The organism is Enterobacter sp. 198 (assembly GCF_009025585.1).
GTDB classification, from domain to species: domain Bacteria; phylum Pseudomonadota; class Gammaproteobacteria; order Enterobacterales; family Enterobacteriaceae; genus Enterobacter; species Enterobacter ludwigii.
In genome coordinates, this window is record NZ_WCIM01000014.1 from 1 (window position 1) to 13,403 (window position 13,403).

Below are 13,403 nucleotides of genomic sequence, written 5' to 3' on the forward strand. Positions count from 1 at the left end.
CTGCTGCGGATCGTGACGAGCGGTAGAATGGCGGGTCACCAACGTCACCGGAAGCTGAACCTGCCAGCATGCGTCACCCTCAACTGGCGCCAGCAGCCACTCCACGCTTCGCTCGCCGGCCTCGCGAAAAGCCTGGCGAATAGTGGTCAGTGGGGGAGAAAACCAGGCGCTGTCTGCCGTATCGTCGAACCCGACAACCGACATCTGGCCCGGGATCGCAGTCCCTTTTTCCGCACAGGCGCGCATCACCCCCAGCGCCATTTGGTCATTCGCGACCACTATCGCATCCGGGAGTTGCGCGGCAGATAACAGCAAATGTCCTTTCTCATATCCGCTTGCCGCACTCCAGTCGCCGTGCGCCACCGCGACAGCCTCAAGCCCGGCCTGGGCCAGCGTGGCGTTCCAGCCTGCGAGACGTGCCCGGGCGGAGACAGAGCTCTCCGGTCCGCTCAGCAGCGCTATACGCTCATGCCCCAGCGAAAGCAGATGCTCAATCCCGAGACGAGCACCCTGCTCTGCATTAAACACAAGACTGTTTACCTGAGCCGAGGGCGAGACATCCAGAAACAGCACCGGAATGGGCGATGCGAGGGCTTTTAGCGCTTCAGCATGAGGATCCTCCAGCGGCACATTCACCAGCAGAGCTTCCACACGCTGCGCCAGCAACGCCTGAAGGGCAGACTGGCACTGCTGTGGATGTTCCACCATTGAGATAAGCACGCTCGCCCCCTGCTCAACCGCCCGGGATTTTACCGCCGAAACAATCTGCGAAGGGGCGTGCAGCGCCAGATCGGTCGTAATAAGGCCAAGCGTACGGGTACGTTTACCCGCCAGCTGTTGTGCCCTGAGATTGGGGACGTAGTGCAGTTCCGCCATCGCCTGCTGCACCTTTTCCCGCGTGCGGGCAGAGACATGCTCCGCGTCGTTAATCACACGGGAAACGGTCTGATAAGAAACCCCCGCAAGGAGGGCAACATCATAAAGAGTGATTGCTTTCATGCATTCTGGCATCGCGTCATTCGAAGGCCACTATTTTGACACAGCGTCGCCATGAAAACATGTGAGCGCTTCGCAGAATTAAACAACCCGCTCCGGCTGGGGGGCCTTCTCAACGCGAGGCTTATAACGGAACAGAGGCAAGCAGATCTGGATAAGCGGGCCAATGGTCAGCGCATACGCGACGGTGCCTATCCCGAACGTTCCGCCCAGCATGCACCCAATCAGCAGCACGGACACTTCAATCGAGGTACGCACGCTGCGGATGGACCATCCCATACGGGCATGGATCCCAGTCATGAGACCGTCGCGCGGGCCCGCCCCGAAACCGGCACCGATATACATACCGGTGGCTATCGCGTTCACGACAATTCCGGCCACCAGCAGCGCGATACGCAGGGGCAGCGAGGTCACCTCGGGGATCAGGGCCATGGAGGCATCTGCCGCCAGGCCAATAATAATCACGTTACTGAGGGTTCCCAGACCAGGCATCTGACGCAGCGGGATCCACAGCAGCAGTACCGCCGCACCGGTTAAAATAATCACCATCCCAATGCTCAACCCCAGCTGGATTGCCACGCCAAGGTGGAAGACGTCCCACGGATCGAGCCCCAGATCCGAACGAATAAACATCGTGGTTGAAAGCCCATACAGCCCTAAACCGACATACAGTTGTAACAGACGACGTACCATTTTTTATCTTCTCCAGTGAACCAGGCTTTCATCTTGAGTGAAAATGGCATTATGATTAATGTCCAGTTTTCAAATAGTGGACTGCACATGTCATCTCGCCGCTTCGGAAGCCAGTCATTGGTACGCCTGTTAGGCCACTGGCAACAAACCTCGTCCCGGACCCCGCTCTGGCGTCAGCTGGCGGATGCGTTACGCCTGTTAATTCTTGATGGCCGACTGGCACTTAACACCCGTCTACCCGGCGAGCGGGAGCTGGCCACTGCGCTGGATGTGAGCCGGACCACCATCAGCAGCGCGCTCGCCCATCTGCGTGAGGAAGGTTATCTTGAAAGCCGCCACGGCAGCGGTTCACGCGTGATCCTGCCCGACACACGCGCCGTGCCAACCCTTTCAGCAGCCAGTGCCGCGCTGGATCTCTCCACCGCGGCGCTCAATGCCGGGCCTGAGATCCACCAGGCCTATACCCATGCGCTCACGGCCATTACGCAACATCTCTCGCTTACGGGTTACGATCAGCTTGGGTTGCCGGCGCTGCGGGAAGCCATCGCCGCACGCTATACCGCGCGGGGGCTTCCGACCCGGACAGACGAGGTGATGGTGGTCAATGGCGCGGTCAGCGGTTTTGCGCTGGTCCTGCGGATGATGACCGGCCCGGGGGATCGCGTCGTGGTCGATCATCCCACTTACCCGCTGGCGATCGCCGCCATTCAGGGAGCGCAGTGCCGTCCAGTGGGCGTGTCGCTGCCGGAAACGGGCTGGGATACCCATGGGTTTGCCGCAACGCTTGCCCAGACAGCGCCGCGCCTGGCGTACCTGATGCCCGATTTTCATAACCCGACCGGGCGATGCATGGATATTCCCACCCGTCAGGCAATCACCGAGATTGCCGCGCAAACCCGCACGACGCTGGTAGTAGATGAAACGATGGTGGATCTGTGGTTTGACTCGCCCCCACCGCCACCGCTGGCGTCATTCAACCCGCAGGCCACCGTGATAACGTTAGGCTCTGCCGGAAAAAGTTTCTGGGGCGGCCTTCGTCTTGGCTGGATCCGAGCCTCCTCGCGCACCATCGCTACGCTTGCCCAGACGCGGGATACCCTGGATTTAGGATCGCCCATGCTCGAACAGCTGGCGACGCTGTGGCTTATCAATAACAGCGAAACGTTTTTGCCTGCTCGCCGGAAGATGCTGGCGGAACGACGAGACCAATGCGGCGCGCTGTTGCGCGAGCACTTCCCTGAATGGACATTCCATGAAGCGGAAGGCGGGCTTTCCTACTGGATTGAACTGCCGGGGATGCTGGCAACACAGCTTGCTGCACGCGCAGAGATACTGGGAATCAACCTAGGGACCGGCACGCGGTTTGGTTTATCGGGTGCGTTTGATCGGTATTTACGTATGCCCTTTTCACTCGATCCGGCTGAGCTTGAACAGGCGTTACTGAGAATTAAACCCTTGTGGCTCGCCCTGAATAAAAACGTGCCATCAATAAAAAGAAGTCTGGTTTGATATAAAAAATTTGAAGTGGATCATAAAATAAAAACTGCTGACTGTCACAGATACAGTCAGCAGTTTTCACCATTCAGGATTTAGTGCTGAGGAGGAATAGGAAAACCTTTCAGTGAAATAACGAAATTTTCACCGTCTTTCTTTATTTTTGCGCCGGTATCACACCAGTCAGACGCAATACGAAAGAACTCATCACTTCCTACATTCCAGCCAAGACGTACATGCTTCACGTAGCCTGAACGCAATAGATCGCAGGCCTCGTTGTAGTCACTGGCAGTTGACAGTTGTTGTTTCATTTTCTCTTCTTAAGAATTTTACGTAGCGCCTTGATTTCTTTAGGAGTAAATGGAGAAACACTCTCTTCTTCCGTATGCTGGTTATCAATATCCTCTTCCGATACTCCCGCCTCTTCTACCGCTTCGAATGCCAGCAGCAGCAGTTTCTCTGTCGTCACGCTTAAATTCTCGTTATTAACTTCAGCATAGTGGCGAAGTCTTTCTTTTAGCGCTTGATCAATCTTAACGTTTAACACCGCAGTAGCCATGTTTGTCACTTCCCTTCGGAATAAGTACTTTATTTAATACACGAACTTACCAATGTTATCCAGATATATATTTTTAAGTTATGACAGAAAAAAGACATCCGATATTAAAATGACAGTCTATTATTACAGGTTTATGACAGTAATATTTCAATGCAATGAAATATATATTACATGCGTCAGTAAAGTCCTAATAACGTTGTGGATTAAAGGCTATTCGAAGCGAAGAGAAACAGGGAGAGTGTTGATGAGAGCAGAATTGGGTGGGGGCCCTGCCAGCTACATCCCGGCACACACGTCGTCTGCCCTGGCTGCTTCCTTCCGGACCTGACCTGGTGAACAGAGTAGCGTTGCGGGAGAACCAACAGAGCCCCCATTGAGAGCGTTGATAACCAACGCGCTGGCGCATTATCCCTGTGCTTACCGCCAATTGCAAGCGACCCGCAACTGGATGCTGGTTTCTTGCGCAAACTGGCGCAGCAATTGGGTTTATCTTCGTTTAACATGACTGTCCAGACATTCCCCACAGGTAGACGTATGGACGAACATGACTCCTTTCCACAACGCGTATGGCAAATTGTGGCCTCTGTGCCGGAAGGTTATGTCACCACCTATGGCGACGTAGCGCGTCTGGCCGGTTCTCCGCGTGCGGCGCGGCAGGTCGGTGGCGTACTGAAAAGGTTGCCGGAAGGAAGCACCCTGCCCTGGCATCGGGTGGTAAATCGTCATGGGGCGATCTCGTTGACCGGGCCGGATCTGCAGCGCCAGCGTCAGGCGTTACTGTCAGAAGGGGTGCAGGTGTCGGGGTCAGGACAGATTGATTTGCAAAAGTACCGCTGGGTGTATTAAACCCTCTCCCGAAGGAGAGGGTTTGAAGCGTTACATCTGGGTCGGAGGGGTTGGCAGAGACGGTTGGTTAGTCTGTGGCGCAACCGGCACTTCGGTTTGCTGTACCGGAACCAGGTTCAGGTCAACTTTTGTCCCGCCGTGGTTAATCGCTTCCTGCACCGTATCGGTGATAAACACCAGTTTATCGTTGATCGTTACTGCTGCGCTCAGGAGGATACGGGCATTAGGCTGCACGTCTGATGGGTTATACGGCAACACGAAGCTAAACGGTGCCTGCTTACCTTCCGTACGCACGGCACGCTGGGCCAATACTTTAGACGGCGCGTCTGCCAGGGAAGCATCAGACAGGGTTACCGTTAATACCGCATCTGGCGGTAACGCGACTTTCTGTTTAATCCAGATAGTCCCGGAAACGTTAGGCTGCTGAATGGACTGCTGTGAGAGTGTATTAATCCCGTTTGGATCTGCTGCTGGCACCGGCACCTGGGCGCTCTTTCCTGCACAGGCGGACAACGCCACCGCAATTGCTACACCACTTAGCATGGGCACGAGTTTCATTGAAGTCTCCTTATCATCAATGCACCAGCGGGATCGATCCCATCCGATGTCGTTTCAATCACATAACACAGGTAAGTTTGGCACAGATCACTGATTTATGCCTAAAATCGTCCAGATATTCAGATTATTCTACCCATCGGACCACTTTCATTTCTGCGTTATACTCTGCCTATCTTTCGCTACGGCGTTTATTGAGGACAACTATGAGTCAGGCACTGAACAATCTGCTGACATTACTGAATCTGGAAAAAATTGAGGAAGGACTCTTTCGCGGACAGAGCGAAGATCTCGGCTTACGCCAGGTCTTCGGCGGGCAAGTCGTAGGACAAGCGCTCTACGCAGCAAAGGAGACCGTCCCTGCAGACCGTCTGGTGCACTCATTTCACAGCTACTTCTTACGCCCTGGTGATAGCGCAAAACCCATCGTATATGACGTTGAGGTATTGCGGGATGGCAACAGCTTTAGCGCGCGTCGTGTCGCGGCGGTTCAGAATGGCAAGCCTATCTTTTATATGACCGCCTCGTTCCAGGCGCCGGAACCGGGTTATGAGCATCAGAAAACGATGCCACCCGCGCCGTCGCCAGACGATCTCAAATCCGAGACCGATATCGCCCGTGCGCTGGCGCATCTGCTTCCACCGCAGGTAAAGGAGAAGTTTCTCTGCGATAAACCGCTTGAGATCCGTCCTGTTGAATTCCATAACCCGATGAAAGGCCACACGGCCGAGCCGAAGCGCCAGGTCTGGATCCGCGCTAACGGTACCGTGCCCGCGGATTTCCGCGTTCATCAGTATCTGCTGGGTTATGCCTCAGATTTCAACTTCCTGCCGGTGGCGCTGCAGCCGCACGGCGTGGGCTTCCTTGAAAAAGGGATGCAGGTGGCCACCATCGATCACTCCATGTGGTTCCATCGTCCGTTCGACATGAACGAGTGGCTGCTCTACAGCGTGGAGAGTACTTCGGCGTCAAGCGCGCGCGGCTTTGTGCGCGGTGAGTTTTACACTCAGGATGGCGTGCTGGTCGCGTCGACGGTGCAGGAAGGGGTAATGCGTAACCGCGGGTGATGTTGTACTGCGGCCCTCTCCCGACGGGAGAGGGAACAAAACGAAAACGGCAACCCTGGGTTGCCGTTTTGCTTATCAGGCGTTGTACGCATTCTCGCCGTGGCTGTTGACGTCCAGACCTTCGCGTTCCTGCTCTTCCGGAACACGCAGACCGACGGTCATATCCGCCAGCTTATAGCCGATGAAGGCCACAACGGCAGACCACACGACGGTGATGGCAATACTTTCCAACTGCACCAGCACCTGGTGAACCATCGTGACGCCTTCTGCGTACCCCACGCCACCCAGCGATTTCGCCGCGAAGATACCGGTCATGATACAACCGACGATGCCGCAGACGCCGTGTACACCGAAGACATCGCACGGGTCATCGACGCGCAGAACACGTTTCAGCGCCGTCACACCCCACAGACCCGCCAGACCGGCGACCAGCCCGACAAGCAGCGCGCCGCCAACACCGACGTAGCCACAAGCTGGCGTGATACCAACCAGACCGGCAATTGCACCTGAACAGGCACCCAACAGTGAAGGCTTACCGCGCACCGCCCACTCACCAAACACCCATGAGAGGATCGCACCCGCCGTGGCCACAACCGTGTTCACGAAGGCCAGCGCGGCGATTTCGTTTGCTGCGCTTGCTGAACCGGCGTTGAAGCCGAACCAGCCAAAGTAAAGGATCGCTGTACCGGTAAAGACCATCGGCAGGTTGTGCGGTTTGAACGCTTCTTTACCGAAGCCCACGCGTTTGCCAATCAGGTATGCTCCTACCAGGCCCGCCACCGCGGCGTTGATGTGTACAACAGTACCGCCTGCGAAGTCCAGCGCGCCATGGCTCGCCAGCAGACCGCCACCCCAGACCATGTGCGCAATCGGCACATAGGAGAGCGTCAGCCAGACCACCACGAAGATCAGGACGGCGGAGAAGCGAATACGCTCAGCCAGCGCCCCGACGATCAGCCCGACGGTGATACAGGCGAACGAGCCCTGGAAGGCAACATGAATATATTGATAGAAACTGCCCATCAGCGCGGTCAGTTCGATGTTTTTCAGCATGACCCAGTCAAAGTTTCCGAAGAACGCATTGCCCGTGCCGAAGGCCAGAGAGTAACCGTAGACCACCCACAACACGCAAACCAGCGCGAACGTGACGGCAACCTGCGTCAGCATGGAGAGAACGTTTTTGCCACGGATCAGGCCGCCGTAGAACAGCGCAATGCCCGGAATGGACATGAACAGCACCAGCGCGGTGCTGATCATCATAAAGGCGTTATCGGCTTTGTCTGCCACCGCAGGGGCAGCCAGTGCCAGGCCCGGCAGCAGTGCCAGCGAACCCAGACCCGTTTTGATTGTTGCTATCTTCATTTTCTCGATCCCTATCACTGTGTGCCAGGAGTTACTTACAGTGCCGCTTCGTCAGATTCGCCGGTACGGATGCGAATGACGCGCTGCAATTCGGCAACGAAAATTTTGCCGTCGCCAATTTTGCCGGTGTAGGCCGCTTTGCTAATGACATCAATAACTTCATCAAGCTGGTCATCAGCAATCGCGACATCAATTTTTACTTTTGGCAGGAAGTTAACGCTGTATTCTGCCCCGCGGTAAAGCTCGGCATGACCCTTCTGACGACCAAAGCCTTTCACTTCGGTGACAGTCAGTCCCTGAATACCCATGGAAGACAATGCTTCACGCACGTCTTCGAGTTTGAATGGTTTGATTACAACCGTAACCAGCTTCATAGATCCCCTCCAGTCAGAATTCGGTAATGGCCGCCGCTAATACGCAGAAGACATTGCAAGGGGTGTGCCAGAAATGAAAACCTGAGGGAAACGCGCTGCAATGAGCATTACACGAGCATGTTTAACGAACCGGTGAAAAAAAACGCACCATGACAGTGCACGGTGCGTTTCAGTTTTGCACCAACAGTAATGACTGTTAGCGCGCTGCCTTATTTTGGTGCATCAGGCGCTGAGGGATTCGTCCTCACGCACGCTGGCGGCCAGCTCTTCACCGGCCAGCTGCAGCTGATACATCTGCCAGTAGCGCCCTTTTGCTTCGAGCAGCTCCCGGTGCGTACCGCGTTCGACGGCCTGACCACGGTGCAGCACCAGGATGGTGTCTGCGTCGACAATCGTTGAAAGACGGTGTGCGATAACCACCAGCGTCGTGTGGTCACGCACCGCGGCCAGCGCCAGCTGGATAGCCTGCTCAGTACCAGAGTCGATGCTGGCGGTTGCTTCGTCGAGTATCAGCACCTGCGGCGTTTCAATCAGCACCCGCGCCAGGGCCAGAAGCTGCTTTTGTCCTACCGAGAGGTTATTCCCCTGCTCACCGAGCCGGGTATTGATCCCATCGCTAAAACCGCGCGCCAGCTCTGCCAGCTGCACGGTTTCCAGCACATCCCACACCTGTTGCTGGGTATAATCCCGCCCCAGGGTGACGTTGGCGTAAAAGGTATCGGCCATGACTACCGGGTCTTGCTGCACCATTGCAACGCCTTTGCGCAACACATTGTGGCTCAGTGATGCGAGCGGACGACCATCAATGCGGATTTCACCCTGACTGACCGGGTAATAGCCCATCAACAGGCTGGCGAGGGTACTTTTGCCGCTGCCGGTGTGCCCCACCAGCGCCACAAAGCCGCGCGACGGCACATCAAGAGAGATGTCCTGCAACACCAGACGGTCTTCACGGTAAGCAAACGAGACCTTATCAAACGTAATCTCTCCGCTTTGCAAAGGACGCTCATCATCGCCGTAGGTCTGACGTGGCCGGTCCATCAGTTCGAACACGCGCTCCCCCGCCACCACGGCCTGTTGCAACATAGACTGCTGGGTGGTGAGTTCTATCAACGGTTCATTAAGGCGTCCCAGATAGCTGATAAAAGCGTACAGAACCCCAACTTCAATTGTTCCGTTCGCGCTCATCCCGAAAAGCATCAGCAGGCCACAGAGAACCAGCGCCGAGAAGAGGCTCAGCAGCGGACGCAGCAGGAAACCGTCCAGTCGCAGCGTTTGCATACGCGCCATATAGTGCGACCGGCTGGCTTCCCCCATGCGTTCACCAAAGCGAGCCTGCTGGCGGAACTGCTGAATGACGCTCATGCCGTTGATCACTTCGTTGAAGCCATCGTTGATATCGGCCAGATAGGCCCGCACCCGACGCACAATCGGCGTGCTGTAGCGTTGATAGATGACCATTACAATCAATACGGCCGGGAAGATGGTGATCGCCACCAGAGCCATACGCCAGTTGAGGCTGAACATCGCCACCAGCATGGCGCCAATCAGCGCCGCGCTGCGCAGCACGGTTGCCACGACGGTGACATACAGATCGCGGATCACCTCGGTATCGTTGGTCACCCGGGATATCACCTGCCCAACCGGCTGGGTATCAAACTCGCTCAACGGCTGGCGTAGCGCCGCATCCATCACATCCGTACGTAGCTTCTGCACCACGCCCACGGCCGCCCGGTTAAAGAGCAGAGACTGGGCGTAATGCAGTGACGCCGCAGTCAGCTGTAGCCCAACGTAGGCCACACCTAACCCCGCGACAAGCCCCAGCGGCAAATAGCTTTTTGCCACCATATTGTCGATAAAGTAGCTGATAAGCAGCGGACCGCTCACTTCTGCAATCGCGGCAATCCACAGCAACAGTACGGCAAGCGAAAGCGGTTTTCGCCACGGAGAACCATAGGCCAGCAGGCGTTTTAGCGTCGGCCACTGCGTCACGGTCTTACGCATTAGCGTTCTCCTCATCCTGTTCCGGGGCGTCGTCCAGCGCCGCTTCAAGCTGCTGATAACGATACATATCGCGATACCAGCCCGGTTGCTCCGCAAGCTGTTCATGCTGTCCGCGCTGGGCAATGTGCCCGTGCTGTAATACCAGAATTTCATTGGCTTCCGTCAGCGCCGACAACCGGTGTGCACTGATGATCACCGTCCTTCCATCCCCCCACTGTCGCAGGTTATGCAGGATCTGGTGCTCGGTGCGGCCATCGACGGCAGAGAGCGCATCATCAAGGATCAGGATTTCGGCATTCAGCAGCAGCGCGCGGGCAATCGAGAGACGCTGTTTTTGCCCGCCGGAAAGCATAACGCCACGCTCACCCACTTCCGTTTCATAGCCCTGTGGCAGACGCAGAATATCGTCATGGACGCTGGCCAGGCGCGCGACGTGCTCAATCTCTTCCTGAGTTGCCGCCGGGCGTCCGAGGGCAATGTTATTCGCCACGGTGTCAGAAAAGAGAAACGGCGTCTGGCTGACCACCGCCAGACGACCGCGCCAGTCATCGAGTAGCAGGTTCGTCAACGGAATATCATGGAAGCGAATATCGCCCTGCGTGACGTCAAAATGACGTTGAAGCAGGGAGAGTACGGTACTTTTCCCGGCGCCTGTCGGACCGCAGATACCGAGCATCTGACCCGGTTTGAGCGTAAAGCTGACGTTCTCCAGTACCGTATGTTCCGTTTGCGGATACACAAACTTACGGACGTCGACATTCATCACGCCGCGCCCGTCCGGTACCGATTCGCTACCGTCATTCACCACTGGCGCTTCGGCCAGCATCGCGCGAATACGGCTGTAGGCGGCGCTGCCGCGCTCTACGATGTTAAACATCCAGGCCAGTGCCAGCATCGGCCATATCATCAGCCCCAGGTACATGGCAAAGCTGGTCAATTGCCCGAGGGTTAGCGAGCCCTGCACCACCATCCAGCTCCCGCCACCAATGGCCAACAGGTTTGCCATGCCAATCGCGACATAGATTGTCGGGTCAAACCGCGCATCGATACGCGCAACGCGCATGTTCTTCGCCCCCGTGTCGGCGGCATCGGCTGCAAACAGCGCGGATTGTCGATCTTCCAGGCCAAACGCTTTGATCATGCGGATGCTGGTCATGCTCTCCTGCGTACGGTCATTCAGCGAGGAAAACGCCGCCTGCGCCAGCTTGAAGCGCTCATGAAGCTGTTCGCCATAGCGGTTGATCGCCAGCGCCATCAGCGGCATAGGCAGCAACGCCAGCAGCGTGAGCTGCCAGCTTATCTGGGTGGACATCACAATCAGAACCGCACAGCCCATCACCAGAGAGTCCACCAGCGTTAACACCCCTTCCCCGGCGGCAAACACGACGCGGTCAACGTCATTGGTGGCGCGAGCGATAAGATCCCCGGTGCGATGGCGCAGGTAGAACTCGGGATGCTGGCGGCTCAGCTGACGATAAAAATCTTCACGCAGTTCGACGGCCAGCTGATAGGACGCGCCAAACAGCAGTACCCGCCAGACGTAGCGCAGCAGATAGACAATGATGGCCGTCAGCACCAGCGTGCCGACCCACATCAACACCCGTGCGGTGGTGTAATGCTGTTCTGTAACGCCATCCACCACGTATCCCACCACTTTCGGTGGAATTAACTGCAGGATAGCAATGATAATAAGCAGGGCCACAGCGCCGAGGTAGCGTTGCCACTCCCGACGAAAGTACCAGCTTAATTGGGCAAATAATCGCACGCGGTTTGTTCCTGAAGGTATGGATCCGGCTACGCCGGGAAGTTATTCAATTAATCAATGGGTAGTGCTGTGGTGTATTTAATCTGTTCCATGGCGAAGCTCGAGGTGACGTCCGACAAGCCCGGTACGCTGTTCACCAGCCGCTTGTAAAAATCATCATAACGCTTCATGTCTGCCACCTGGACGCGCATCAGATAGTCATACTCTCCCGCCATGCGCCAGAAACCGAGCACCTCCGGCATCTCGGAGACCTGTGTTACGAAGCGGCTGTACCACTCGCTGCTGTGATGTTGGGTTTTTATCAGGACAAATGCCGTCAACCCAAGCCCCAGTTTTTCGGGATCTAAAAGCGCGACTCGCCCCAGAAGGATGCCGTCATCTTCAAGCTTCTTGAGGCGCTTCCAGCACGGCGTGGTGGTCAGATTAACGGCATCTGCCAGTGCCTGCAAAGAGAGGGTACAGTCACTTTGCAGTAAAGAAAGCAGCTTACGGTCTATTTTATCTAGCATACCCACCTCCCAGAGAAAAATTTTCTCCCTTCATTCTATTTTAAAGGCCATATAGCAACAATTTTTTCTGTGCTTTTCGCTATGCTGGGCACAAAATGACAAACGGATAAATACGATGAATAGCGCCTGGGTTAAACATGCCATCAGCGAAATCAATGCCGACTATCAGCGCTCGGCGGACACCCATCTCATTCGCCTGGCTCTGCCGGGCTTTGCTGGCATCCAGCTGTACCTGAAAGATGAAAGCACCCATCCCACCGGTAGCCTGAAGCATCGCCTGGCGCGTTCGCTCTTTTTATACGGTTTGTGTAACGGCTGGATTAAGGAGGGAACCACGATTATTGAATCCTCCTCCGGTTCAACCGCCGTATCCGAAGCCTACTTTGCCCGCCTGCTGGGCCTGCCGTTTATCGCCGTGATGCCCTCCTGCACCGCGAAACGAAAAATTGAGCAGATTGAATTTTACGGTGGACGCTGCCACTTTGTGGAAAGCGCCTGCGAAATTTACGCCGCGTCTGAAATGCTGGCCCGTGAGCTGAATGGCCACTATATGGACCAGTTCACCTTTGCCGAGCGGGCCACAGACTGGCGCGGCAATAACAACATTGCCGACAGTATTTTCCGCCAGATGACCCACGAACCTCACCCTGTTCCGTCGTACATCGTGATGAGCGCCGGTACTGGCGGCACCTCAGCCACCCTGGGGCGTTACATCCGCTGTCAGGGCTATGATACGCAGCTGATGGTGGTGGATCCGCAGAACTCGGTGTTCCTGGACTACTGGCAAAGCCGCAATGCGGATCTGCGCAGCCCGGTGGGCAGTAAGATTGAAGGAATTGGCCGCCCGCGCGTGGAGCCTTCATTCATTCCGGACGTGGTGGATGAAATGCTCCGCGTGGCGGATGCCGCCAGCGTGGCAACCGCGCACTGGCTGGAGACACAGATTGGCCGTAAAGTCGGTGCATCTACCGGCACCAACATGTGGGGAGCCCTGCAGCTTGCGGCTCGCATGCGTGAAGAGGGGCGCACCGGCTCTATCGTCACCCTACTCTGCGACAGCGGCGAGCGCTATCTTGAGACCTATTACAATGCGCAGTGGGTTCAGGCAAACATCGGCGATATTGAGCCGTGGAAAGCGCAGATTACGCAGCTGGTGAAATAAAAAAAAGCCAGACCGGG

At 56.2% G+C, this 13,403-nt stretch carries 14 protein-coding genes and 1 other RNA gene; 4 read left to right on the forward strand and 11 right to left on the reverse strand.

Annotated elements, in window-relative coordinates:
• Together F8561_RS06080 and F8561_RS06085 are read right to left on the reverse strand one after the other, a co-directional pair.
• Window positions 1-999: LacI family DNA-binding transcriptional regulator (locus F8561_RS06080; protein ID WP_151887239.1), on the reverse strand; the 999-nt coding region annotated here is incomplete at its 3' end.
• 78 nt (window positions 1,000-1,077) lie between these two features.
• The gene (locus F8561_RS06085; protein WP_014168890.1) at window positions 1,078-1,689 is read right to left on the reverse strand and encodes a YczE/YyaS/YitT family protein; all 612 of its coding nucleotides are present in this window, start codon (window positions 1,687-1,689) and stop codon (window positions 1,078-1,080) included.
• Between the two features lie 87 nt (window positions 1,690-1,776).
• Here F8561_RS06085 and F8561_RS06090 point away from each other — a divergent pair, with 87 nt between their 5' ends.
• Entirely contained in the window at window positions 1,777-3,198 is a 1,422-nt protein-coding gene (locus F8561_RS06090) for a PLP-dependent aminotransferase family protein (RefSeq protein ID WP_025204848.1), read from the forward strand.
• An 80-nt stretch (window positions 3,199-3,278) separates the two neighbouring features.
• On the opposite strand, the gene F8561_RS06095 is transcribed toward F8561_RS06090, so the two are convergent.
• From F8561_RS06095 to ffs, 3 genes are all read right to left on the reverse strand, one after another.
• Window positions 3,279-3,494 carry a hypothetical protein gene (locus tag F8561_RS06095; protein ID WP_014168888.1) on the reverse strand — a complete coding sequence of 72 codons (216 nt, stop codon included), beginning with the start codon at window positions 3,492-3,494 and terminating at the stop codon, window positions 3,279-3,281.
• Window positions 3,491-3,742, reverse strand: coding sequence for a hypothetical protein (locus F8561_RS06100; protein WP_020885198.1), 252 nt, complete (start codon window positions 3,740-3,742; stop codon window positions 3,491-3,493). The genes F8561_RS06095 and F8561_RS06100 overlap by 4 nt, the downstream gene beginning before the upstream one ends.
• 267 nt (window positions 3,743-4,009) lie before the next feature.
• An RNA gene (gene ffs / locus F8561_RS06105) (signal recognition particle sRNA small type) lies at window positions 4,010-4,106 on the reverse strand.
• Window positions 4,107-4,243: 137 nt separating this feature from the next.
• Between ffs and F8561_RS06110 the strand changes: the two genes are divergently transcribed.
• Window positions 4,244-4,588 carry an MGMT family protein gene (locus F8561_RS06110; RefSeq protein WP_086532948.1) on the forward strand — a complete coding sequence of 115 codons (345 nt, stop codon included), beginning with the start codon at window positions 4,244-4,246 and terminating at the stop codon, window positions 4,586-4,588.
• Between the two features lie 30 nt (window positions 4,589-4,618).
• Here the strand turns inward: F8561_RS06110 and F8561_RS06115 are convergent, their stop codons facing one another.
• Window positions 4,619-5,146 (reverse strand): YbaY family lipoprotein, encoded by a 528-nt coding sequence (locus F8561_RS06115; protein WP_014168885.1) that lies wholly within the window; start codon window positions 5,144-5,146, stop codon window positions 4,619-4,621.
• A 203-nt stretch (window positions 5,147-5,349) separates the two neighbouring features.
• Here F8561_RS06115 and tesB point away from each other — a divergent pair, with 203 nt between their 5' ends.
• A complete protein-coding gene (gene tesB, locus F8561_RS06120) occupies window positions 5,350-6,210 on the forward strand; it encodes an acyl-CoA thioesterase II (protein ID WP_020885200.1) in 861 nt (286 codons plus the stop codon).
• A 75-nt stretch (window positions 6,211-6,285) separates the two neighbouring features.
• Here the strand turns inward: tesB and amtB are convergent, their stop codons facing one another.
• The 5 genes from amtB to F8561_RS06145 all read right to left on the reverse strand — a co-directional run bounded on the left by amtB (window position 6,286) and on the right by F8561_RS06145 (window position 12,224).
• Entirely contained in the window at window positions 6,286-7,572 is a 1,287-nt protein-coding gene (amtB, locus tag F8561_RS06125) for an ammonium transporter AmtB (RefSeq protein ID WP_020885201.1), read from the reverse strand.
• A gap of 35 nt (window positions 7,573-7,607) precedes the next feature.
• Window positions 7,608-7,946 (reverse strand): P-II family nitrogen regulator, encoded by a 339-nt coding sequence (gene glnK / locus F8561_RS06130; RefSeq protein WP_008503304.1) that lies wholly within the window; start codon window positions 7,944-7,946, stop codon window positions 7,608-7,610.
• Window positions 7,947-8,168: 222 nt separating this feature from the next.
• Window positions 8,169-9,950, reverse strand: a complete 1,782-nt coding sequence (locus F8561_RS06135; protein WP_020885202.1) for a SmdB family multidrug efflux ABC transporter permease/ATP-binding protein — start codon at window positions 9,948-9,950, stop codon at window positions 8,169-8,171.
• Window positions 9,943-11,715, reverse strand: coding sequence for a SmdA family multidrug ABC transporter permease/ATP-binding protein (locus F8561_RS06140; protein WP_020885203.1), 1,773 nt, complete (start codon window positions 11,713-11,715; stop codon window positions 9,943-9,945). The genes F8561_RS06135 and F8561_RS06140 overlap by 8 nt, the downstream gene beginning before the upstream one ends.
• A gap of 50 nt (window positions 11,716-11,765) precedes the next feature.
• Window positions 11,766-12,224 (reverse strand): Lrp/AsnC family transcriptional regulator, encoded by a 459-nt coding sequence (locus tag F8561_RS06145; RefSeq protein WP_020885204.1) that lies wholly within the window; start codon window positions 12,222-12,224, stop codon window positions 11,766-11,768.
• A gap of 115 nt (window positions 12,225-12,339) precedes the next feature.
• Between F8561_RS06145 and F8561_RS06150 the strand changes: the two genes are divergently transcribed.
• Window positions 12,340-13,386, forward strand: coding sequence for a PLP-dependent cysteine synthase family protein (locus F8561_RS06150; RefSeq protein WP_032681555.1), 1,047 nt, complete (start codon window positions 12,340-12,342; stop codon window positions 13,384-13,386).
• Window positions 13,387-13,403 lie beyond the last annotated feature (17 nt).

Coding starts and splice junctions, on each gene's coding strand:
- F8561_RS06100 (WP_020885198.1), bottom strand. CDS start 3,742: ATGGCTACTGCGGTGTTAAACGTTAAGATTGATCAAGCGCTAAAAGAA.
- F8561_RS06110 (WP_086532948.1), top strand. CDS start 4,244: ATGACTGTCCAGACATTCCCCACAGGTAGACGTATGGACGAACATGAC.
- glnK (WP_008503304.1), bottom strand. CDS start 7,946: ATGAAGCTGGTTACGGTTGTAATCAAACCATTCAAACTCGAAGACGTG.
- F8561_RS06145 (WP_020885204.1), bottom strand. CDS start 12,224: ATGCTAGATAAAATAGACCGTAAGCTGCTTTCTTTACTGCAAAGTGAC.
- F8561_RS06115 (WP_014168885.1), bottom strand. CDS start 5,146: ATGAAACTCGTGCCCATGCTAAGTGGTGTAGCAATTGCGGTGGCGTTG.
- F8561_RS06095 (WP_014168888.1), bottom strand. CDS start 3,494: ATGAAACAACAACTGTCAACTGCCAGTGACTACAACGAGGCCTGCGAT.
- F8561_RS06135 (WP_020885202.1), bottom strand. CDS start 9,950: ATGCGTAAGACCGTGACGCAGTGGCCGACGCTAAAACGCCTGCTGGCC.
- F8561_RS06150 (WP_032681555.1), top strand. CDS start 12,340: ATGAATAGCGCCTGGGTTAAACATGCCATCAGCGAAATCAATGCCGAC.
- F8561_RS06085 (WP_014168890.1), bottom strand. CDS start 1,689: ATGGTACGTCGTCTGTTACAACTGTATGTCGGTTTAGGGCTGTATGGG.
- tesB (WP_020885200.1), top strand. CDS start 5,350: ATGAGTCAGGCACTGAACAATCTGCTGACATTACTGAATCTGGAAAAA.
- F8561_RS06090 (WP_025204848.1), top strand. CDS start 1,777: ATGTCATCTCGCCGCTTCGGAAGCCAGTCATTGGTACGCCTGTTAGGC.
- amtB (WP_020885201.1), bottom strand. CDS start 7,572: ATGAAGATAGCAACAATCAAAACGGGTCTGGGTTCGCTGGCACTGCTG.